This is a genomic window from Bacillus sp. OK048, from assembly GCF_900103525.1.
Taxonomy (GTDB): domain Bacteria; phylum Bacillota; class Bacilli; order Bacillales; family Cytobacillaceae; genus Neobacillus.
Genome location: NZ_FNHN01000003.1, coordinates 372,608 through 395,514, shown reverse-complemented (window position 1 = coordinate 395,514; position 22,907 = coordinate 372,608). Strand labels below are relative to the sequence as shown.

Sequence of the window (22,907 nt, the reverse complement as noted above, 5' to 3'; positions counted from 1 at the left end):
ATTGGAGTGATGGTTAAAGATGAAGATGATAGAAAGAATATTAATAAAGTTAATTTTGATCCAATTTGTCTTTCTATTTTTGGCACAGCTATTTTTACATCAGTTAGATATTTTTCCGAAATTAGAGCAGCTAACGAAATATGAGGGAGTAAATGAGAATACATTTACTGAAATCCTTCAAACATTTAACGGTAATTAAGAAAAGCGCAAGCGCCCTGATCAGCGGCGTATGGCCTGGAGCGCTCCAACCGAGATAAAGGAAACACGAAGAGCCGTAGGCGATTCGATGTTGACTTATCGTAGGGCGGAGAGCGAAGGACACTAGCCGTTAGGGCGCTGGAGCTGGACAGTAATCTAAGTTCAAAAACTTATACTTTAATATCTTTTAAAAAAGCAGAGTTTCTGCTTTTTTTTTCTTATTGGGGAAAGTATCTATGGTAAAATAAAATGAAGGATGTACGAGACTACCATGAGTAAACATTAGGAGGATTTATGAAGAAAAAATTATCAATTGCCATTGATGGTCCGGCTGCAGCCGGCAAAAGTACAGTAGCAAAAGTTGTGGCGGAAAGGTTATCCTACATATATATAGATACTGGGGCAATGTATCGTGCTTTAACCTATAAAGCAATTGTAAACAACCTTAATCTAGAAGATGAGAATTCTTTATTAGAAACGCTGCTAGTAACAAAATTAGAACTATTCCCTTCACCAAAGGGTCAATTGGTTTTTCTTGATAGTCAAGAAGTAACTGAAGCCATTCGTTCTTCTGAAGTGACAAATTCGGTTTCGTTTGTTGCTAGACACCAAAAAGTCCGTGAAGAAATGGTAAGGATGCAACAATCCTTTGCTCGTAACGGAGGTGTTGTAATGGATGGAAGGGATATAGGGACACATGTGCTTCCTAATGCGGAAGTAAAGATCTTCTTGCTTGCAAGTGTTGAGGAAAGAGCGGTCAGACGCCATACGGAAAATCTTCAGAAAGGCTATTCTTCTAACCTAGAACAATTAATGGAAGAAATAGCCCGTCGAGATAAAATAGATTCTGAACGAGAGTATGCACCTTTAAAAAAGGCCGACGATGCAATTGAAATTGACACCACAACTTTGAAAATCCCAGAAGTAGTAGAAAAAATAATGGCTCTCGTACATGAAAGGATTGGAGAAGTGTGACGTTTTATTCGTTTGCTAGATCAGTTGTTTCAACAATTTTTAAACCTTGGTATCGAGTCGAAGTAAGTGGTTTAGAGAATTTTCCAAAAGATGGAGGGGTCCTCCTTTGCACAAATCATATTCATAATTTTGATCCCCTAATAGTCGGTATAACTGCTCCAAGACCTGTCCATTTTATGGCTAAGGAAGAAATATTCAAAGTTCCTGTCTTAGGTAACATCGTTAGAAAATGCAATGCTTTCCCAGTAAAAAGGGGTAAGGGGGACAGGGAATCATTAAGGGCTGGATTAAAGGTATTAAAAGACGGAAATGTTTTTGGGCTTTTTCCTGAAGGAACAAGAAGTAAAACCGGTGAAATTGGAAAAGGACTTTCGGGGGCAGGTTTTTTTGCATTAAGAACTGATGCAGTTGTTCTTCCTTGCGCCATCATTGGACCATACAAAAGTTTGAGTAAACTGAGAGTTGTTTATGGGAAACCAATCTCAATGGAAGAAATGAGAAGCAAGAAAGCGTCTGCCGAAGAGGTAACCGAATTAATTATGTCAGAAATCCATAAACTTATTAAAGAACAACGATAGGTTTCTGCTTGACAAAATAACCTATTTGTAAGAAGTTTATAAAAAGAGACTTTATTAGAATATTCATTCGTTTTGTAAATGTATATTTAATTTGTAACACATGGATTAAGGAGGAATACATAATGACGGAAGAAATGAATCAAATTGAAGTTAAAAATTATACTATTGGAGATAAAGTCACTGGACAAGTTACCAAGGTAGAAGAAAAACAGGTAATTGTTACTGTTCAAGACAGTAAACATGATGGGATTATCCCAATTAGTGAGCTTTCCAGCTTGCATATCGAAAAAGCGTCAGATGTTGTTTCTGAAGGTGATCAATTAGATCTTGAAGTAACGAAAGTCGAAGAGGATACCCTGATTCTTTCCAAAAAGAGGGTAGATGCTCAAAAAGCTTGGGTACACCTCGAGAACCTCTTCAATAGTGGCGAAGTAATTGAAACTGAAGTAAAAGATGTAGTAAAAGGCGGTCTTGTTGTTGATCTTGGGGTGCGTGGATTTGTCCCGGCATCTCTCGTAGAAGCACATTTTGTGGAAGATTTTTCTGATTATAAAGGAAAAAATTTAACTTTTAAAATTGTTGAACTTGATAAAGAAAAGAATCGTTTAATACTATCACACCGTGCAGTGGTAGAGGAAGAAAAAGGAAAATACAAGAAAAATCTCCTAAGCACAATCAACCCTGGGCAGGTTATTGATGGTACTGTCCAAAGAATTACAGATTTTGGAGCTTTTGTTGATATTGGTGGTATTGATGGACTTGTTCATATTTCCCAATTATCCTATCAACATATTGATAAACCATCGGATGTAGTTCAAGAAGGTCAAAAAGTACAAGTAAAAGTGCTTAGTGTGGATCATGATAATGAAAGAATATCTCTTTCAATAAAAGAAACACAGCCAGGACCATGGTCTAATATAGCTGAAAAAGCACCAAAGGGCAGTTCGTTAACTGGAACCGTAAAAAGATTAGTTTCCTATGGTGCCTTTGTGGAAGTTTTCCCTGGCGTTGAAGGCCTTGTTCATATCTCTCAAATTGCTCACAAGCACATTGGAACTCCTCATGAGGTATTGAAGGAAGGACAGGAAGTACTAGTTAAAGTTCTTGATGCTAATGAACAGGAACAGAGAATTTCTCTAAGCATAAAGGATCTTTTAGAAAAGGATGTAGAAGAAAACTTTGATTACGAACTTCCTGAAGAATCTAAAGGATTTCAACTTGGGGAAATGATTGGCGATAAATTAAAGAATTTAGGAAAATAATGGTGATAATTAGTGTCTAGATCTGAACGGAAATGGGACCATATTCGTTATGCCTTGGAAACAGGGCAAAAACGATCAACTTCATTAGATGATATCCAATTTATTCATCAATGTTTACCAAACATGAATGTTTCAGATGTAACCTTTCACCAAAAAATCGGCGAACTTTCTTTAAGTTCGCCAATTTTTATCAATGCGATGACAGGTGGCGGAGGCGAGAAAACTTATACTCTTAATAAGCAACTTGCACAGGTAGCAAGGGAAACTGGACTTGCCATGGCAGTAGGGTCACAAATGTCAGCACTGAAAGATAAATCTGAACGTTATACATATGAAATTGTTAGAAAAGAAAACCCTTCTGGTGTATTGATTGCCAACTTAGGAAGCGAAGCAACCCCAGAACAAGCCAATAGAGCCGTTGAAATGATAGAAGCCAATGCACTGCAGGTACACTTAAATGTGATACAAGAACTGACAATGCCTGAAGGAGACAGGGAATTTTCTGGTGCTCTAAAGAGAATAGAAGGGATTATCAAAACAATAAACATCCCTGTAATTGTTAAAGAGGTTGGATTTGGTATGTCCAAAGAAACGGTAGAATCTCTCTTATCTGTCGGGGTTTCTGCTGTAGATGTTGGTGGTTTTGGAGGCACAAATTTTGCGGAAATAGAGAACAAGCGCAGTGAAAAATCACAAGCGTTTTTTAATCAATGGGGAATTCCTACAGCAATTTCTATTTCAGAAGCAGCTCATGCGTCTACAACTGTCCCCATCATTGGATCTGGGGGATTTACCTCAAGTTATGATATTGCTAAAGGCATTGCAATAGGGGCGAATGCCATCGGCTTTGCTGGTTACTTTCTTAATATCCTTGTTGAAGAGGGGATGGATTCTCTATACGAAGAAATATCGTCACTTCATTATGGATTGAAAATTATTATGACTGCTTTAGGTGCTAAATCTATTGAAGAACTACAAAGAGCTCCTTTAATCATTTCTGGCCATATGCATCATTGGCTAACGCAAAGGGGTATAGATACTAAGTCATACAGTCAGCGTAGTATAAAATAAAGCTCTCGCAGCCAGCGAGAGCTTATTTTTTTAGCTGTGTTAAACTAGGCTGTTGATTTGTGCTCCAGGCCATACGCCGCTGACCAGGGCGCTTGCGCTTTTCTTAACTATACTTACCATCATTTAATCGTCTAGCTTCTTCAGGGCTTTGAAGCTTAGCTGCGCCAGGGTAATGCAGTGCTTGGTCTCGATCAGATTCAACTCTTCTACTTGCTTTTAACTTTTTTTCTTGACGGTCCTTTCCCATTAATCTACACCTCCTCCTACTATTAACATGATTTTGTTGACTAAAGATTATTCGGGAAGTATGAAACTACATAAAGTATACCGATAATGGAAATAGTAGGAGGTGTGTAATAATGGAGGGGTCATTGTTTTATTGGATTTTATGGTCATTTTGGGTGTATATTACTTTTGTTATGGATAAGTCAAATCGACATCGTTCTGCATTAGCGGCATGTATTTTAGTGGTGATCATACTTTCAAATACACATTTTATGGTTGCGGGTTTTGAATATTATGCAGGCGGGCTATTTTTACTGATATTATCTTATATTATTTTAAGTAAGAAAAAGCTGGGATCTTTGCTTTATGCCTTTATTTGTTCATTTATTCTAACCATTTCATACGTCACATTTAACTTATTTGTCATTTATGATCCCATTTGGGTGATTTTTGAAAAGGAATGGATGATGGGAATTTGCTTTAGCTGCCTTGCCATATTTTTGCAAACGTCACTCAAGGAAAGAATGCTGATCTTTGTTAGTGGTACCATGCAAGGAGAGATACTATATGCCTATTACTTACGTAAATTTGAGCTTTCTTATCCAATAGGGACGGTAGCTTATTTAGATGTCTCTGCATTAACAATTCTGTTGCTTGTAAGCTGGAGTATTCTTGAAAATGCTGGACCATTCTTTCAGAATCATTTTCACTTTTTTGAGAAGGGTAAGCAAAAATCATCTTAAAATAATTCTTTCCATGTTATGGATTGCTACATTGGATTATCATTGCTAAAATAATATGGTTAGACCCTTCTGTTTGAAAGAAGGGTTTCTTTATCATTAGTACACAATAACGATAAAAATAACAAAGTATTGATAAATATAAGAATAGAAAGGATGGCGATGATAATGGTAAAACCTGTTATAGCCATTGTAGGACGGCCAAATGTCGGGAAGTCGACCATTTTCAACAGAATTGTAGGAGAAAGAATTTCCATCGTTGAGGATATCCCAGGAGTAACACGGGATCGAATTTATAGTTCTGGAGAATGGTTAACACATGATTTTAATGTAATTGATACGGGTGGTATTGATATTGGAGATGAACCATTCCTAGAGCAAATCAGGCAGCAAGCTGAAGTGGCAATAGATGAAGCTGATGTTATTATCTTTTTAACAAATGGAAGAGAAGGTGTAACGGCTGCTGATGAAGAAGTAGCAAAGATCCTATATAAATCTAAAAAGCCTGTTGTTTTAGCTGTTAATAAAATTGATAATCCTGAAATGCGAGAGCAAATTTATGATTTTTATTCTTTAGGATTTGGTGAACCCATTCCAGTTTCAGGCTCGCATGGACTTGGATTGGGAGACTTGTTGGATGAGGCTGCTAAACATTTTCCAAAGGATAAGGGTCAGGATTATGATGAAGATACGATTAAATTTTCCTTAATAGGTCGACCAAATGTTGGAAAATCATCACTTGTCAATGCGATCCTGGGAGAAGACCGCGTTATTGTAAGTGATATTGCCGGAACAACAAGGGATGCAGTGGATTCCCCCTATACGTATAATGGTGGAAAATATGTCATCATCGATACGGCAGGAATGCGGAAAAAAGGTAAAGTTTATGAGAGTACAGAGAAATATAGTGTACTACGTGCATTAAGGGCAATAGAACGGTCAGATGTCGTTTTAGTTGTTATTAATGCAGAAGAAGGAATCATCGAACAAGATAAGAAAATTGCTGGATACGCACATGAAGCTGGCCGGGCGATTGTCATTGTAGTCAACAAATGGGATGCTGTAGAAAAAGATGAAAAAACGATGAAGGAACTTGAACAAAAAATTAGGGAACATTTTCTTTTCTTAAGTTATGCCCCAATTGTTTTCTTATCTGCAAAAACCAAAAAACGGATTCATACCCTTTTGCCAATGATTAATACGGCTAGTGAAAACCATTCAATGCGTGTCGAAACGAGCGTTTTAAATGATATCATCATGGATGCAGTGGCTATGAATCCGACACCTACCGATAAAGGCCGGAGATTAAAGATTTATTACACTACACAAGTAGCTGTGAAGCCGCCAACCTTTGTTGTTTTTGTAAATGAACCAGAATTACTGCATTTCTCATATGAACGCTTCTTAGAAAATCGAATCCGAGAGGCTTTTGGATTTGAGGGAACCCCAATTAAAATTTACGCAAGAGAAAGAAAATAATTTTACGGTGGGAGTGATCTTGATGCAGGAAAATAAAGAAGCTGTTGCAGTAGTTGGGGCTGGCAGCTGGGGAACTGCGCTTGCGATGGTTCTAGCTGACAATGGACATGAAGTCAGGTTATGGAGTCATAATGAACACCAAGTTCAAGAAATTAATCAATTCCATACGAATCAAAAATACTTGCCAGAAATAACACTTCCAGAGTTGATTATTGGATATGGTTCTTTACGTGATGCTTTGTCAGGTATAAAAACGATAATTTTAGCCGTACCAACAAAAGCCATTCGCGAGGTAATTGGAAAACTAAGGACTGTTCAAAATTCACCTCTGGTGATTGCGCATGTTAGTAAAGGAATTGAGCCAGATTCACTTTTGAGAATATCTGAATTGATTAAGGAAGAAATGCCAAGTGAACTATTGAAAGCAGTTGTAGTACTATCAGGGCCAAGTCATGCAGAGGAAGTTAGTAAAAGGCACCCTACTACCGTAACGGTTTCATCTGAAGATATGGGTGCTGCAGAAGAAATTCAAGATTTGTTCATTAATCATAATTTTCGGGTCTATACGAATCCAGATGTCATTGGAGTCGAAATTGGTGGGGCTTTGAAGAATATCATTGCCTTGGCTGCAGGAATAACGGACGGGCTGGGGTATGGTGATAACGCGAAAGCGGCATTAATGACAAGAGGATTAGCTGAAATAGCACGACTTGGAACCAAAATGGGTGCCAATCCATTAACCTTTTCTGGATTAGCGGGAATAGGTGACTTAATTGTAACCTGTACGAGCGTCCATTCAAGGAACTGGAGAGCTGGAAATCTGCTTGGTAAAGGGAAAAACCTTGATGAGGTTCTTGAAAACATGGGAATGGTTGTTGAGGGAGTAAGGACGACGAAAGCAGCCTATCAGCTTTCTAAGAAATTTAATGTCAGCATGCCAATCACATGTGCACTTTATGATGTATTGTTTAATGGCAAAATGGCGAAGGATGCAGTAGATGTTTTAATGGCACGTGGAAAAACTCACGAAATGGAAGATTTAGTTAACATTCTTGAAGAAAGAAACCTCGAAGATTAATAATTGTGCATTTTTCATTGGAAAATAGGCATTCTCCCGATGCGCATCTGTACCTGATTGCATACTATGCAAACGAAGCACACGTGTAGTATGAACCAGTGTGTATGGGTTGATTAGTCACTAAGACTGAAGTAAGGAATTCGCCCCCTTTACTTCAGTTTTTTTTTATAAACAAAACTTTTTATGAAAACATCTACCTTATGTTATAATAGCTTTCGGAATGAGGGGGAGTGTCTTATGTCACCAGGTATGTTAAAAATGTGGATATCAATTGCAGGGATGGGACTAATGTTCCTTGCTATTAGTACAATATATCTTAGCCGTTATAAGTTAAAAGGTGTGCTAAAATTTGTTTCTGCGTTCCTTGCTTACATTTTTTTAGTTATTTCAGGAATAACGTTGTTTATTGTCCTATTTACATAATAAAGAAAATTAGGTGATTGTAGTGTATCGGAAAGTCATTTGCTCTTTACTAGTTTTAACTTCTTTGTTTTTGACCGGTTGTATGTATCCATCAGGGAAGTTAGCAGAGAATCAAATTCCCTATTTAGACCAAATACAAGCAGTTCAACAAGCAGTTAATACTTTTAAGGAGGACAATGGGGGAATCCTGCCGATAAAAACAAGAGACGCGGTGACTCCAATCTATCAAAAATATCCAATTGAATTTAAAAAAATTGCGCCGAAATATCTAGCTGAGCCACCAGGAAATGCGTTTGAAAGTGGCGGGATTTTTCAATATGTCCTCGTGGATGTGGAAACGAATCCGACTGTAAAACTTTTAGACTTAAGAATGGCTGATATTATTCGGGATGTTCAGATTAGAATTAAATCCAATGGGTATCCGCCATATAATGAAAAACTAGCGGATAATGTTTACACGATTGATTATAAAAAATTGGGGTATAAGCAAGATCCATACGCTATTAGTCCATATTCAAATCAAAATCTCCCGTTAGTTGTTACAACAAATGCTGAAGTTTATGTGGATTATCGCCAAGATTTATTTCAAGAGCTTAAAAAAACGGACAAGCAAATAAAATCGGGCGAGGATATCCGTTATATTCTTGTAGAGGATTCAATGTTTGTTCCTGCCTATTCTTTGCCATATACTGTTGACCCAGAGAACAAAGAACCAGTTTTTTTAATGCAATAAGAATGTCAATTAGTCATAACCCTTCTTCTACGAAATATATTGTAGGAGTAGGGTTTTTTTTTGCACCAAGGTAGTCGTAGTTCTTACCAGAAACCCTCATTCGATTAACTGTTCAGACACATCAGATACTAGTATATCCAAGGATTATTAATTAAGGGGGTAAAAAAATTTAATAAAAGTGTCATAACAATATAGGACAACGTCATAAATATATATTGTCCAAAAAATATCTTGATGGATAATATTATCCCACTTTACTCTATGATCGGGAGGGGATCACTTGGAAAAGGTTGATATTTTCAAAGATATTGCCGAGAGAACAGGCGGTGATATTTATTTAGGAGTAGTAGGTGCAGTAAGAACAGGAAAATCCACATTTATTAAAAAATTTATGGAGCTAGTGGTTTTACCGAATATAGACAATGAGGCAGAGAGATCTAGAACAGTGGATGAACTTCCACAGAGTGCTGCAGGGAAAACAATCATGACAACGGAGCCTAAGTTCGTTCCAAATCAAGCAGCTACCGTTCATGTTGACGATGGGCTAAATGTAAATATTAGGCTGGTGGATTGTGTCGGTTACACCGTTCCAGGTGCTAAAGGATATGAGGATGAAAATGGTCCAAGGATGATTACTACTCCTTGGTACGAAGAGCCAATTCCATTCCATGAAGCGGCTGAAATTGGGACTAGGAAGGTTATTCAAGAGCACTCTACAATTGGAGTAGTGGTTACTACTGATGGAACCATTGGTGAAATACCAAGAAGTAATTATATTGAAGCTGAAGAGAGAGTCATTAACGAGTTGAAGGAAGTTGGCAAACCATTTATTATTGTCGTCAATAGCGCCCAGCCATATCACCCAAGCACAGAAACACTTAGATCTAGTCTAGCTGAAAAGTATGACATTCCTGTGCTTGCAATGAGTGTGGAAAGCATGCGTGACAGTGATGTACTCAATGTCCTTAGAGAGGCTCTTTACGAATTTCCAGTCCTTGAGGTTAATGTTAATCTCCCTAGCTGGGTAATGGTGTTAAGAGAGAATCACTGGCTGCGTGAAAGCTATCAAGAAGCAGTAAAAGAAACCGTTAAAGATATCAAGAGACTAAGAGATGTTGATAGGGTTGTACAACAATTTAGCGACTTTGACTATATTGAGCGAGCTGGATTAGCTGGTATTGAAATGGGTCAAGGTGTAGCAGAAATTGATTTATTTGCACCAGATGAACTTTATGATGATATTCTAAAAGAAATCGTTGGCGTAGAAATTAGAGGAAAAGATCATCTCCTTGAGCTAATGCAGGATTTTGCCCATGCAAAGGCTGAGTACGATCATATTTCAGACGCATTAAGAATGGTGAAACAGACTGGATACGGTATTGCCTCCCCATCACTTTCAGATATGAGTCTTGAAGAACCGGAAATTATCCGTCAGGGTGCAAGGTTCGGGGTAAGGCTGCGAGCAGTTGCCCCATCCATTCATATGATCAAGGTTGATGTTGAATCTGAGTTTGCACCAATTATTGGGACAGAAAAGCAAAGTGAAGAGCTTGTCCGCTATTTAATGCAGGACTTTGAGGATGATCCATTATCGATCTGGAATTCTGATATTTTTGGACGATCATTAAGTTCAATTGTTAGGGAGGGTATTCAAGCAAAACTCTCCTTAATGCCAGAGAATGCAAGATATAAACTAAAAGAAACATTAGAGCGAATTATTAACGAGGGATCAGGCGGATTGATTGCAATAATCCTTTAATCAGAGAAGACTCCTATTTGGAGTCTTTTTCATATTTAACAAAAAACAACATCCAAAATTGTGGAATTTAGTAGAATTTTGTAGAAATGAAGAAAAGATTACCATTATTTCATGAAATATTCTTGATATGCGTAAATGATTGTGATAATCTTTTAACAGACTTACATTTGGCGTTTAAAACCTTTATATAATAAGGTTTTTTATTAATAAAGTAGATTAAAATTACAAAAGTAGTATCTTTTAATTACTTTGCCAATAAAACCGCGCTATGACGTATAGAAATAAGAAAAATTGTTTAGAAATGTAGATAAGTACTCTTATTTATGGTTCTTAACTTACATTATTGGGAGGAGGTGAATGGCATGAACAAGACAGAACTAATTAACGCAGTTGCAGAAGCTAGTGAACTTTCTAAAAAGGACGCTACAAAAGCAGTTGATGCTGTTTTTGAGTCGATTTTAGAAGCTTTAAAAAATGGTGATAAAGTCCAATTAATCGGTTTTGGTAACTTTGAAGTACGTGAACGTGCAGCACGTAAAGGTCGCAATCCTCAAACTGGTGAGGAAATCGAAATTGGTGCAAGTAAAGTTCCTGCTTTCAAACCAGGTAAACAATTAAAAGACGCAGTAAAATAATTACATAAATTTATTGCCTCGGCAAAAAGGTCATGGTAACCTCCATGGCCTTTTTTCTATGCCCCTAGTAACTTTGAACATCACTGTGGTTGTGCTAATATGTAATTGTCATATATACTTGTTTGATATATAGTAGGGGGAATATTCATGTCTAAAGTCGATCGTACCCAGATTGAAGAGGCGGTACGTTTAATATTAACTGCGATAGGGGAAGATCCCGCTAGAGAAGGTCTGCTTGATACACCGAAACGTGTAGCTAAAATGTACGAAGAAGTTTTTAGCGGTCTAAATGAAGATCCTAAAAAACATTTTGAAACTATTTTCAGTGAAGACCATGAGGAACTAGTTCTAGTGAAGGATATTTCATTCTATTCTATGTGTGAACATCATCTTGTCCCGTTCTTTGGTAAAGCTCATATTGCTTATATCCCTAGAAATGGTCGTGTAACGGGATTAAGTAAATTGGCAAGAGCTGTGGAAGCCGTTGCAAAAAGACCGCAGCTCCAAGAGAGAATTACCACAACCATTGCTGATAGTATGATGGAAAAACTAGATCCGCTCGGTGTAATGGTTGTTGTCGATGCAGAGCACATGTGTATGACGATGCGAGGGGTAAAAAAACCAGGGTCTAAGACTGTAACGACAGCAGTTCGGGGTAATCTTGTAAATGATCCAATTGCTCGTTCGGAAATATTATCGTTAATTAAGAATTAGTGGGGTGATACTATGGAAAAACGACAGCCACAGAACAGTGATTTTGTTGTAATAAAAGCAAAAGAGGATGGAGTTAGTGTGATTGGATTAACGAGGGGAACCGACACAAAATTTCATCATTCCGAAAAGCTTGATAAAGGGGAAGTATTAATCGCCCAATTTACAGAACATACATCTGCAATTAAAATCAGGGGAAATGCAAAAATACAGACCCAATTTGGTGAAATTGAAAGCGAACTAAAAAAATAATGATAAAATTGTTTTAGCAGCACTAATTATTTTCATATTTCTTATCAGTGGAAATGTATTTATTTTGTGAATTTCTGCCCATACATAAGCTTTTATGATATAATTGTCACTGCCTTGTTTACATAAAAGGATCGTAATATATATATTAATTCGGGGAAGCAAGGGTGATTAAATTGCCAGACATTCGACAAAAGTTTACAGACATAAAGAAGCAAGTTGAGCAAACTGTTTTTCATCCTTACTTGCTTAAATATATTGAAACACCTGTAATTGATGAAGATAAGCTGCTTATTCTCGTTTCCATTATGGATCGACTCGAATTGTCTGACAATAAGATGAAGAATTATGCCACAACCATGATGCTAATCCAAATTGCTCTTGATACCCATGAACATATATCAAATGCAGCTGTTGATGAAATAAGTAGACAATTAACGGTCCTTGCTGGAGATTATTATAGCGGCTTATATTATAAACTGTTGGCAGAGTCTGAAGAAATTGTCATGATCAAGGAACTCTCCAAAGGAATAAAAGAGATCAATGAACATAAAGTTTTTGTTTATCAAAAAGAACTTGATGGAATTGAAAATTTAATGAAGAGCATAAAGAAAATTGAAAGTTCCTTACTTGTGAAATTCTCTAATTGTTTTAAAGTAGACTTATGGAATGAGTTTATAGCTAATTTATTTTTTTTCAAGCGCTTGCTTTTGGAGAAAAAACTTTTTCTAGAAGCTGGAAGCAGCCATCTGTTCGAATCCATAAAAGAATTGACAATTCTAAATAAAAATCTTTCAATTAAAAATCTATCAGTTAAGCAACAAAGAGATTTGCTTGTGATTTGTGATCGTTATCTTGATTCGTCAAAACAATTCCTACTAAAAGGAATAGATCAGCTGCCATATTTAAATGATATGCTTGAAGCTAGAATTACTTCGATCATTAATGAACATCAACCTATTGCGAAAACTTTAGTGGAAGAAGGGTAAGCTTATGCAGCAATCTAAGGAACAACGAGTTCATAAGGTATTTGAAAAGATATCTGATAACTACGATAAAATGAACTCGGTTATTAGTTTTCAGCAGCACATTAAGTGGCGGAAAGATACGATGAAAAGAATGAATGTCAAGCCAGGGTCTAAAGCACTGGATGTATGTTGCGGAACTGGTGATTGGACGATTGCACTAGCAGAGGCCGTTGGTCCTTCCGGTGAGGTTACTGGACTTGACTTTAGTCAGAATATGTTAAATGTTGGGGTTGAAAAGGTAAAGAGCATGGGCTTAAAGCATGTTACCTTACTCCATGGTAATGCCATGGAGCTTCCTTTCCCAGATAATAGCTTCGATTATATAACAATTGGATTTGGTTTAAGGAATGTGCCAGATTATCTTCAGGTCTTAAAAGAAATGAATCGTGTGGTTAAACCTGGAGGGATTGCTGTCTGCCTTGAAACCTCTCAACCAACCTTAATCGGGTATAAACAGCTTTATTATTTTTATTTTCGTTATATCATGCCATTGTTTGGCAAGCTATTTGCGAAAAGCTATAAAGAATATTCCTGGCTCCATGAATCTGCGCGTAATTTCCCAGGAATGAAAGAATTAGCGCGAATGTTTGAGACTGCAGGCTTTAAAGATGTTTATTATAAGCCATATAGTGGTGGCGCAGCAGCAGTTCATATAGGATATAAAAAGTAATTCTATTGATATGTAAACAGGATGAAAAGCTGGTGAATACAAATGAAATTAAAGATGATGTATTCATTTTTGAATTCAGATATTAATATAATCGAAAAAAATTTAGAAGAGACCATCCAGGCAGACTCTCTTTTGTTGAAACGGGCTTCTTTGCACACCTTACAAGCAGGAGGTAAAAGAATTCGGCCCGTTTTTGTTTTATTGGCTGGAAAGTTTGGCCGTTATGATATTAACGTAATGAAAAACGTAGCAGTAGCTCTTGAGCTTATTCATATGGCTTCCCTTGTCCATGATGATGTGATTGATGATGCAGATTTACGACGAGGCCAGCCTACGGTTAAAGCGAAATGGGACAATAAGACTGCCATGTATACGGGAGATTTTATCTTCGCACTTTCTTTAGAATTAATGAGTGAAATTAATAAACCCCTAGCACATCAAATATTGGCGAATACAATCCTTGAAGTGTCTGTTGGTGAAATTCAACAAATTAAAGATAAGTATCGTTTTGATCAAAATCTTAGGGATTATTTGCGGAGAATTAAAAGAAAGACAGCATTATTAATTTCTGCAAGCTGTCAGCTGGGTGCAATTACTGCGGATGTTGAAGAGTCCACACATAAAAAATTATACCGATTTGGATATTACGTAGGAATGGCATTTCAAATCACAGATGATATTTTGGATTTTACGTCGACAGAAGAGGAACTAGGTAAGCCAGCCGGAAGTGACCTTCTCCAAGGGAATATCACTGCTCCCGCCCTCTATGCAATGGAAAATGATCGGATCCGCGAGAAGATTGAAAAGGTTCATGTGGCTATGGAGCCTGCACTTATAGGGGAACTTATTAAGCTAATTAAAGAGTCTGGTGCGATTGAAAGGTCCATTGCATTAAGTGACATGTACCTAAATAAAGCATTAGCCGTATTAGAGGAGCTACCGGCAAATAAAGCGAAAAAGACACTGCGAGATATCGCTAAATTTATTGGACGGCGTAAATACTAAGGAAAGAGAGTAACCAAATGGTTCCTCTTTTTTTGTTCGCAATTTATAGTGAACGCGCTTTCTACTTGCGAAATATTCTAAAAAGTGATAACATTTTCATGGATTGTCCCACTATGACAATTATTATACATACTATTTTAGGAGTGGAATTCATGGAAAAAACATTTTTAATGGTGAAGCCTGATGGTGTTCAACGTAATTTAATCGGGGAAATCGTTGCCCGTTTTGAAAAAAAAGGCTTCCAATTAGTTGGAGCTAAATTAATGAGCATTCCGACTGAACTTGCCAAGGAGCACTATGGTGAGCATAAAGAACGTCCATTCTTTGGTGAATTAGTAGATTTCATCACATCTGGTCCGGTTTTTGCTATGGTGTGGCAAGGTGAGAATGTTATTGCAACTGCACGTCAAATGATGGGATCAACAAATCCTAAGGATGCAGCACCTGGAACAATCCGTGGAGATTTTGGCTTAACAGTTGGAAAGAATGTTATTCACGGGTCAGATTCTCCTACTAGCGCAGAGCGTGAAATTGGCCTGTTTTTTAAAGAAGGCGGCGTTGTAGAATACTCTAAACAAATAAACGAATGGATTTACTAATTTAACGATAAAAAGGCACTTGTATCCTAGATACAGGTGCCTTTTTTGTATGCGCATTCACCAGAATTGAAAAAATATTTCAGCAACAATAGTGTACAAAAGAGGGAAACGTGTTTATCATTAATTAAATAATCATCTATCAATTTATGCTATTTTCAGATAATTAAACTAGGTTTATTGGTGTTAATATGGTATATTGATAAAAATCCTTTAATGAGTTGAAGGGGGAAAGAGAAATGGGAATGAGATATTTAACAGCAGGGGAATCACATGGTCCACAATTAACGACCATTCTTGAAGGACTGCCGGCAGGTATGCCTTTATTAGCAGAAGATATAAATACTGAACTGGCAAGACGGCAGCAAGGATATGGCCGGGGAAGAAGAATGCAAATAGAAAAAGATACCGTTCAAATCACTTCTGGAGTTCGACACGGTCAAACACTAGGATCACCAATTGCCTTAGTTGTGGAGAACAATGACTGGAAGCATTGGACCAAAATTATGGGTGCAGATCCATTAATCGAAGGACAAGAGGATGAAGTTAAACGGAAAATTACGCGTCCAAGACCTGGTCATGCAGATCTAAATGGTGCAATAAAATACGGTCATCGCGATATGAGAAATGTTCTTGAGCGTTCATCCGCTCGAGAAACAACTGTACGAGTAGCTGCTGGTGCTGTTGCTAAGAAACTTTTATCTTTAGTTGGGGTTAAACTCGTTTCACATGTCGTTGAAATTGGTGGTATTAAAGCGAACACCAATGCCAATTTAACCATTGATGAGTTAAAAGAAAGAACAGAGCTATCACCTGTACGATGTGCAGATCCAGAAGTAGAACAGGATATGATGGATGCGATTGACAATGCTAAGAAAAATGGAGATTCAATTGGCGGAGTTGTTGAAGTAATAGCTTCTGGAATGCCAGCTGGGGTAGGCAGCTATGTTCAATATGATAGGAAAATAGATGCTAAACTTGCAGCAGCAATTATTAGTATTAATGCATTTAAAGGAGTAGAGTTTGGGATTGGCTTTGAAGCAGCAAGAAAGCCTGGCAGTGAAGTACATGATGAGATTCTTTGGGATCAAGAACATGGGTATACACGGAAGACTAATCGTCTAGGCGGTCTTGAAGGCGGAATGACCAATGGGATGCCTATTGTTGTTCGCGGAGTAATGAAGCCAATTCCAACACTTTATAAGCCATTAATGAGTGTTGATATTGATACGAAGGAGCCATTTTCCGCAAGTGTTGAGCGATCTGACAGCTGTGCAGTTCCTGCTGCCGCTGTTGTAGCTGAAAATGTTGTCGCATGGGAATTAGCTAATTCTCTTATTGATCAATTTTATAGTGACCGTTTCGATACATTCGCTGCTGAAATTAAGCGTCAGCGTGATTACGCGAGGGAATTTTAATGGAAGCTATCAAAATTCAAACGACCTCCAAAAACTATGAGGTGTTTATTGGCGAAGGTGTACGAAATGAAATCAGCACTTTTTTAAGCAATCATTTTACAAACCTGACTCGAATATTAATTATTACAGATGAAACAGTTGGTAAAATACATTTGGATAAATTAGTACCACTTGTATCTAAATGGGACCCCGTTATTTTTACTGCTCCTAGTGGTGAAAAAGCAAAAACGTTCGAAGTATTCTATGACGCCTTATCAATCGCATTAGAAAGCCGTTTAGATCGAAAATCCGTTATTCTTGCATTTGGCGGTGGGGCAGTGGGTGACTTAACAGGTTTTGTTGCGGCGTCCTTTATGAGGGGAATACCGTTTATCCAAATACCAACCACCATCCTTGCTCATGATAGTGCTGTTGGTGGGAAAGTGGCGATTAATCATCCTTTAGGTAAAAATATGATTGGAGCTTTCCATCAACCAGAGGCTGTTTTCTATGATCTTGAACTCCTCAACACATTACCGGAGCAAGAAATCCGATCTGGTTTTGCGGAGGTTATTAAACATGCTCTTATTTATGATGTTAACTTTTATGAATGGCTAAAAACCGATATTCACCATCTTGACTCTTTAACATCCGACCAATTATTTGAATCACTATTAAAAGGAATTAAAATCAAGAATGAATTTGTTTCGAAAGACGAAAAAGAGACTGGAATTCGCGCCTACTTAAATTTTGGTCATACACTAGGACATGCAATTGAATCAGAAATGGGCTATGGTAATTTCACACATGGTGAAGCAGTCATGATTGGGATGATTTTTGCCTTAAAGCTAAGCAAAGAGGTATTAGGGTTATCCTTTGAAACAGAAGAATTTGTTAAATGGGTTCAAGAACTTGGGTATCAAACAGAGATTCCAGCCCATTTATCGGCTGAGCGTTTGCTGGCAAAAATGAAGCAAGATAAAAAATCAGCAGGTGGTTCGGTTAAATTTGTACTATTAGAACAGGTAGGGAAATCAAAGCTTCAGGAGCTTTCAGATGACTTTTTACTAAATCAAATCAAAAATTTTTTATAATAAGGAGGGACTTGTCATGATTAGAGGGATGAGGGGAGCAATCACTGTAGATAGCAATTCAGAAGATGCAATCATATCCGCAACAGAAGAACTTTTAAAACAACTAATCGAGGGAAACAATATCCTTCCAGAACAGGTTGCTTCTGTTTTTATTTCAACAACTGAGGAGCTAAACGCAGCCTTCCCCGCAAGAGCATTACGTAAATTTGCTGGTTGGACCTATGTTCCTGTTATGTGTATGAGAGAATTGCCTGTGCCGAGTGCTTTACCAATGTGCGTAAGAGTCATGTTGCATGTGAATACAGCTGTTACACAGGAAGAAGTCGTTCATGTTTATTTAGGCGGGGCAACGGTTTTGCGACCTGATTTAGGCAATACTTTAGCTCAATAGGTTTATATTATTATCTTACGGATGGAGTGAAGAGAAATTGAGATGGAAAAAGCAGTTATTAACCCTGACTCCGTATCAGCCAGGAAAATCAATAGAATCTGTGAAAAAACAATATAATTTAGACAAGATCGTTAAGCTAGCCTCAAATGAAAATCCCTTAGGATGTTCTAATAAAGTGCATTCTGCACTACAACATAATCAACCCGGCTTTGCTATATACCCAGATGGCTATATGACCAGCTTAAGGGAAACAGTTGCATCTTTTTTAAAGGTGAGCCAAGATGAACTTATTTTTGGGAATGGATCAGATAATCTTATCCAAATCATTTCAAGGTCATTACTACATCCGGGTGCAAATACTGTAATGGCGACACCATCTTTTTCACAATACAAACATAATGCTGTGCTTGAAGGCGCAGAGATAAGGGAAATACCTTTACTTGATGGTCAACATGATTTAGAGAAAATGTATGCTTCCATTGATGACAAAACCAATGTTGTCTGGGTATGCAGTCCTAATAATCCAACCGGTACATATGTATCAGATAGTAATTTAATTTCTTTCTTAAATAGGGTTCCTTCCCATGTTTTGGTTGTACTGGATGAGGCGTATTATGAATATGTAGTTGCCGATGATTACTATGATTCAATTGAATTAACACGGACGTATCCCAATTTAATCGTTTTACGGACCTTCTCGAAAATATATGGGCTTGCTTCACTAAGGGTAGGCTATGGTGTTGCCAATAAAGAGATTATTCAAGCACTGGAACCTGCAAGAGAACCGTTCAATGTTAATTCATTTGGACAAGTTGCAGCACAAGCTGCCATTCTTGACCAGGAGTTTGTTCAAGATTGTAAAGAGAAGAACCGACAAGGTTTAACTCAATTTTATAACTTTTGTGAGCAGTACAAACTAAGCTATTATCCTTCTCAAACTAATTTTATTTTAATTGACATAAATGCTGACGCAGATCAAGGGTTTCAATTTCTTTTAGAAAAAGGCTATATCGTACGATCAGGAAAAGCTTTAGGATTCCCTACATCATTAAGAATTACCGTTGGCACTGTAGAGCAAAATTATGGTGTACTTAAAGCATTAGGTGAATTTCTAGCTGAACAACATTCCGTACAGCACTTTGAAAACTAGGGGGACTACCAATGAAAGGCCGAGTGTTTGTAATTGGACTTGGGTTAATTGGCGGTTCTTTAGCTTTATGTATTAAAAAAGAACATAAAGCTGCTATCATAATGGGCTATGATATTAATCAAGAACAAGCTAGGCTAGCTAAAATGCTAGGTGTTATTGATGAAGTGGCTGATGATATAGCTGAAGGTGCTAAAACCGCAGATTTAATTATCATCTCCGCACCAGTAATGGAAACGGAAGCGATTATTCACTTATTGTCGGAGCAATCGTTAAAATCCGATGTAATCATTACTGACACAGGAAGTACAAAAGGTAAAATTGTTGCAAAAGCTGCAACCTTAAAGAAAGAAGGATATACCTTTATTGGGGGTCATCCAATGGCTGGCTCCCATAAAAGCGGTGTTTCGGCTGCAAAAGAAATTCTATTTGAGAATGCTTTTTATCTCTTAACACCAGAGGAACATATTGATAATTCAAAAGTAGAAAAATTAATGGCTTGGCTCAAAGGGACAAATGCAAAATTCTTAAGTGTTACACCTAATACCCATGATTATTTAACTGGAATTGTTAGTCATTTCCCCCATATCGTTGCTGCATCGATTGTCCGTCAAACGGAAAGGTTAGCAGATGAAGAGAGTCTTATTCCACGACTAGCAGCAGGTGGGTTTAGAGATATTACAAGGATTGCTTCTAGCAGTCCTGCAATGTGGAAGGATATATTACTTCATAATCGCGAGGTTTTAATAGAGTTAATCGATAAATGGAAGGAAGAAATGGATGAGGTGAAGGAGTTACTCGAACAAGAAAATAGTGATGAAATTTTCCACTATTTTCAGCAGGCAAAGCAATACCGTGATGGCCTGCCGGTTAGAGAAAAGGGAGCAATTCCTTCATTTTACGATTTATTTGTTGATGTTCCGGATTATCCTGGTAGTGTTTCTGAGGTTACAGGATACTTAGCAAAAGAAAATATTAGTATTACAAATATTCGTATATTAGAAACGCGTGAAGACGAGATATACGGAGTTCTAGTTATTAGTTTTCAAACTGAAGAGGATCGCGAGCGGGCAGAAAAGTGTATTCATAACCGCTCAAGCTATGCTACCTCAATGGGAACATAAATTGATTTGAATATAGGTGATGAAATGGAATTAATAGAATTACTGCCAACAATGAATGGTTTGAAGGGTGTTATCGTAATACCTGGGGATAAATCAATTTCACATCGATCCGTTATGTTTGGCTCCATTGCCCAAGGTGTAACGAAGGTGAAGAATTTTCTGCCTGGTGATGATTGTTTAAGTACGATTTCCTGTTTCCGCAAGTTAGGGGTCGTTATTGAAGAAAATGAAAAGGAATTAATCATTTATGGAAATGGCTTTGAAGGTTTGAAGGAACCTAATGAGCTTTTGGATGTAGGTAATTCCGGGACGACTATTCGACTATTATTAGGTATTTTAGCGGGGAGACCATTCCACTCTTCACTTATAGGTGACGATTCAATTGGTAAAAGACCAATGACTAGGGTAACAGAGCCGCTAAAAACGATGGGGGCACAAATAGACGGCCGCAAGAATGGAGAATTCACTCCACTTAGTATGCGCGGTGGCAGCTTACAACCGATACAGTATAAAATGCCTGTGGCAAGTGCGCAGGTAAAATCAGCGCTTATTCTTGCCGGCCTGCAAGCCGATGGAGAATCAATTATTATCGAAAAAGCTGAGTCACGCGATCATACGGAAAGGATGATCCGAAAATTTGGCGGTCAAGTTCAAACGGATAATCGTATGATCAAGGTAAAGGGCGGTCAAAAGCTTATAGCTTCTGATATTCTTGTCCCAGGCGATATTTCTTCAGCTGCGTTTTTCTTAGTTGCTGGTGCGATTGTTCCTGATAGTGAAATCGTCCTTAAGAATGTTGGTCTAAACCCAACCAGAACGGGTATTATTGAAATTATGAATAAAATGGGAGCTAATTTGGAGATTCATCAAAATGACGCCGATTCCTTTGAACCAGCAGGGGATATTACAATTAAAACCTCTAATCTGCGAGGTACCGTCATTGAAGGTGATGTAATTCCAAGATTAATTGACGAAATCCCGATTATTGCATTATTAGCGACACAAGCGGAAGGGAAAACGATTATTAAGGATGCAGCAGAACTTAAGGTCAAAGAAACCAATCGAATTGATACCGTTGTTAATGAATTAAAAAAACTTGGTGCCTCTATAGAAGCTACAGAAGATGGAATGGTTATTCATGGCGGATCAACTCTAAGTGGTGGAACGGTATCCAGTCATGGTGATCACAGGATTGGGATGATGCTTGCAATCGCATCTCTGCTTTGTAAGGATCAGGTCAACCTAGAAAATCCAGAAGCTATCTCAGTTTCATATCCAAATTTCTTTAGTCATTTGAATAGTTTAAAAAACTAAAGCTGCCATCAGGTGGCTTTTGTTTTGGTTATTTTTTCCTGTCATAGTTTTTAAGTCTTGCACATAGCTTGTCTTAAAGAGGATTGCTTGCGAAAAGGGTGGTAGGATGGGATATATTATTGAAAATGCCAATATACTAAAGGAGACGAAACTTACAAAATCATCGCTGCTGATCAAGGGAAACCAGATTGTTGCAAAGCAAAATCACATTCGTCATAATAAATTTATGAAAATGAATGCAGATTCTTTTATTATGACCCCTTCTTATGTTCTGTTAGATACTAAGATACCTCTTAATACCTCATTTCAAGAATTTCGGAAATACATGATTGAGAATTTCCTTTTGAAAGGTTGTACCACATTCATTACTTCAATTTCGATTTCATACGAAAGTGAATTAGAAGATAAAATTAAAGAAACAAAAACCCGGCTTATTAACAGTTCAATTGATTTTCTTATTTGTGTAACGATTCCACTTAGGATGTTAACTCCCTCATTTATTAGGAAATGCAAGAAAGTAAGAGTTCCGGCAATTTTTATTGAGATTGTCGATCTAGATGAATTAAGTAAAATTCCCTGGGGGTGGATTAGAGAGGCACTCTTCCCATATAATTGTCCCCTTGTTCCGATAATTTCTAACGAATTAAAGAAGGAAGCAAGGAGGGCTATGTCGAAATGGAAAGTAATAATGGAAAATGGGAAAATCCCTTCAATTCTTGAGGAATTGACAGAAAATCAGCCAATATCAATAAAAGTGTTAAACAAACTAGGGTTATATCCACAAAAAGCTAGTCTACTACATGGTTCGGAAGTAAGTTATAATTTATTTCTTAAAGCAAGAGAAATCTTGAACGTTGATGAAGTTGGATTATTTCATTATCATAGTGATAGACTTGTAGTAACCGTAAACAAGGGAAAAGTAGTCCGAGCAGGGGAAGAAGTTTTATTTAAACCAGGATTTGGAGAATATGTTAGGGTACGAACCCCATCTTATTTCGCATTATAGTCAATCAAGGGGACCGAGA

At 37.5% G+C, this 22,907-nt stretch carries 26 protein-coding genes; 25 read left to right on the top strand and 1 reads right to left on the bottom strand.

Annotation, left to right across the window (positions count from 1 at the left end; all coding sequences use genetic code 11):
• Positions 1-19: 19 nt before the first annotated feature.
• From BLR86_RS08195 to fni, 5 genes are all read left to right on the top strand, one after another.
• Positions 20-199 (top strand): YpfB family protein, encoded by a 180-nt coding sequence (locus tag BLR86_RS08195; RefSeq protein ID WP_090760153.1) that lies wholly within the window; start codon positions 20-22, stop codon positions 197-199.
• Positions 200-492: 293 nt separating this feature from the next.
• Positions 493-1,173 carry a (d)CMP kinase gene (cmk, locus tag BLR86_RS08190; RefSeq protein WP_090760152.1) on the top strand — a complete coding sequence of 227 codons (681 nt, stop codon included), beginning with the start codon at positions 493-495 and terminating at the stop codon, positions 1,171-1,173.
• Positions 1,170-1,751, top strand: a complete 582-nt coding sequence (locus tag BLR86_RS08185) for a lysophospholipid acyltransferase family protein (RefSeq protein WP_090760150.1) — start codon at positions 1,170-1,172, stop codon at positions 1,749-1,751. The genes cmk and BLR86_RS08185 overlap by 4 nt, the downstream gene beginning before the upstream one ends.
• Positions 1,752-1,873: 122 nt before the next feature.
• On the top strand, positions 1,874-3,013 hold the full coding sequence (gene rpsA, locus BLR86_RS08180; protein WP_090760148.1) for a 30S ribosomal protein S1: 1,140 nt from the start codon (positions 1,874-1,876) through the stop codon (positions 3,011-3,013).
• Positions 3,014-3,025: 12 nt separating this feature from the next.
• Positions 3,026-4,084, top strand: a complete 1,059-nt coding sequence (gene fni, locus BLR86_RS08175) for a type 2 isopentenyl-diphosphate Delta-isomerase (RefSeq protein ID WP_090760146.1) — start codon at positions 3,026-3,028, stop codon at positions 4,082-4,084.
• A gap of 103 nt (positions 4,085-4,187) precedes the next feature.
• Here the strand turns inward: fni and BLR86_RS08170 are convergent, their stop codons facing one another.
• Positions 4,188-4,331: a YpzI family protein gene (locus tag BLR86_RS08170; protein WP_090760144.1), complete on the bottom strand. Its 144-nt coding sequence runs from the start codon at positions 4,329-4,331 to the stop codon at positions 4,188-4,190.
• A 112-nt stretch (positions 4,332-4,443) separates the two neighbouring features.
• Between BLR86_RS08170 and BLR86_RS08165 the strand changes: the two genes are divergently transcribed.
• The 20 genes from BLR86_RS08165 (at position 4,444) to BLR86_RS08070 (ending at position 22,888) form a co-directional block, all read left to right on the top strand.
• Positions 4,444-5,052, top strand: a complete 609-nt coding sequence (locus BLR86_RS08165; protein ID WP_090760142.1) for a YphA family membrane protein — start codon at positions 4,444-4,446, stop codon at positions 5,050-5,052.
• A 165-nt stretch (positions 5,053-5,217) separates the two neighbouring features.
• Positions 5,218-6,528, top strand: coding sequence for a ribosome biogenesis GTPase Der (der, locus tag BLR86_RS08160; RefSeq protein WP_090760140.1), 1,311 nt, complete (start codon positions 5,218-5,220; stop codon positions 6,526-6,528).
• Between the two features lie 22 nt (positions 6,529-6,550).
• A complete protein-coding gene (locus BLR86_RS08155; protein ID WP_090760374.1) occupies positions 6,551-7,606 on the top strand; it encodes an NAD(P)H-dependent glycerol-3-phosphate dehydrogenase in 1,056 nt (351 codons plus the stop codon).
• Positions 7,607-7,843: 237 nt separating this feature from the next.
• Entirely contained in the window at positions 7,844-8,029 is a 186-nt protein-coding gene (locus BLR86_RS08150; RefSeq protein WP_090760138.1) for a DUF2768 domain-containing protein, read from the top strand.
• 22 nt (positions 8,030-8,051) lie between these two features.
• Entirely contained in the window at positions 8,052-8,762 is a 711-nt protein-coding gene (locus BLR86_RS08145) for a hypothetical protein (protein ID WP_254782267.1), read from the top strand.
• A 280-nt stretch (positions 8,763-9,042) separates the two neighbouring features.
• Positions 9,043-10,521: a stage IV sporulation protein A gene (gene spoIVA, locus BLR86_RS08140; RefSeq protein ID WP_090760136.1), complete on the top strand. Its 1,479-nt coding sequence runs from the start codon at positions 9,043-9,045 to the stop codon at positions 10,519-10,521.
• 362 nt (positions 10,522-10,883) lie between these two features.
• Positions 10,884-11,156, top strand: a complete 273-nt coding sequence (locus BLR86_RS08135; RefSeq protein ID WP_175492822.1) for an HU family DNA-binding protein — start codon at positions 10,884-10,886, stop codon at positions 11,154-11,156.
• Between the two features lie 147 nt (positions 11,157-11,303).
• The gene (folE, locus tag BLR86_RS08130) at positions 11,304-11,870 is read left to right on the top strand and encodes a GTP cyclohydrolase I FolE (RefSeq protein WP_090760132.1); all 567 of its coding nucleotides are present in this window, start codon (positions 11,304-11,306) and stop codon (positions 11,868-11,870) included.
• Positions 11,871-11,882: 12 nt separating this feature from the next.
• Positions 11,883-12,119 carry a trp RNA-binding attenuation protein MtrB gene (gene mtrB / locus BLR86_RS08125; RefSeq protein WP_090760130.1) on the top strand — a complete coding sequence of 79 codons (237 nt, stop codon included), beginning with the start codon at positions 11,883-11,885 and terminating at the stop codon, positions 12,117-12,119.
• 164 nt (positions 12,120-12,283) lie between these two features.
• Positions 12,284-13,105 carry a heptaprenyl diphosphate synthase component 1 gene (locus tag BLR86_RS08120; RefSeq protein ID WP_254782266.1) on the top strand — a complete coding sequence of 274 codons (822 nt, stop codon included), beginning with the start codon at positions 12,284-12,286 and terminating at the stop codon, positions 13,103-13,105.
• A 4-nt stretch (positions 13,106-13,109) separates the two neighbouring features.
• The gene (locus BLR86_RS08115; RefSeq protein ID WP_090760126.1) at positions 13,110-13,814 is read left to right on the top strand and encodes a demethylmenaquinone methyltransferase; all 705 of its coding nucleotides are present in this window, start codon (positions 13,110-13,112) and stop codon (positions 13,812-13,814) included.
• Positions 13,815-13,856: 42 nt separating this feature from the next.
• On the top strand, positions 13,857-14,819 hold the full coding sequence (gene hepT / locus BLR86_RS08110) for a heptaprenyl diphosphate synthase component II (protein WP_090760124.1): 963 nt from the start codon (positions 13,857-13,859) through the stop codon (positions 14,817-14,819).
• 152 nt (positions 14,820-14,971) lie between these two features.
• Positions 14,972-15,418, top strand: coding sequence for a nucleoside-diphosphate kinase (ndk, locus tag BLR86_RS08105; RefSeq protein ID WP_090760122.1), 447 nt, complete (start codon positions 14,972-14,974; stop codon positions 15,416-15,418).
• 242 nt (positions 15,419-15,660) lie between these two features.
• Positions 15,661-16,833, top strand: coding sequence for a chorismate synthase (gene aroC, locus BLR86_RS08100; RefSeq protein ID WP_090760370.1), 1,173 nt, complete (start codon positions 15,661-15,663; stop codon positions 16,831-16,833).
• A complete protein-coding gene (gene aroB, locus BLR86_RS08095; RefSeq protein WP_090760120.1) occupies positions 16,833-17,906 on the top strand; it encodes a 3-dehydroquinate synthase in 1,074 nt (357 codons plus the stop codon). Before aroC ends, aroB begins: the two co-directional genes overlap by 1 nt.
• Positions 17,907-17,922: 16 nt before the next feature.
• The gene (aroH, locus tag BLR86_RS08090; RefSeq protein ID WP_090760118.1) at positions 17,923-18,297 is read left to right on the top strand and encodes a chorismate mutase; all 375 of its coding nucleotides are present in this window, start codon (positions 17,923-17,925) and stop codon (positions 18,295-18,297) included.
• Positions 18,298-18,334: 37 nt separating this feature from the next.
• Positions 18,335-19,447 carry a histidinol-phosphate transaminase gene (gene hisC, locus BLR86_RS08085; RefSeq protein ID WP_090760116.1) on the top strand — a complete coding sequence of 371 codons (1,113 nt, stop codon included), beginning with the start codon at positions 18,335-18,337 and terminating at the stop codon, positions 19,445-19,447.
• A gap of 11 nt (positions 19,448-19,458) precedes the next feature.
• A complete protein-coding gene (locus BLR86_RS08080; RefSeq protein WP_090760114.1) occupies positions 19,459-20,568 on the top strand; it encodes a prephenate dehydrogenase in 1,110 nt (369 codons plus the stop codon).
• A 24-nt stretch (positions 20,569-20,592) separates the two neighbouring features.
• Positions 20,593-21,882 carry a 3-phosphoshikimate 1-carboxyvinyltransferase gene (aroA, locus tag BLR86_RS08075; RefSeq protein ID WP_090760112.1) on the top strand — a complete coding sequence of 430 codons (1,290 nt, stop codon included), beginning with the start codon at positions 20,593-20,595 and terminating at the stop codon, positions 21,880-21,882.
• Between the two features lie 106 nt (positions 21,883-21,988).
• Positions 21,989-22,888, top strand: a complete 900-nt coding sequence (locus BLR86_RS08070; RefSeq protein ID WP_090760110.1) for a hypothetical protein — start codon at positions 21,989-21,991, stop codon at positions 22,886-22,888.
• The last annotated feature ends 19 nt before the right edge of the window (positions 22,889-22,907 follow it).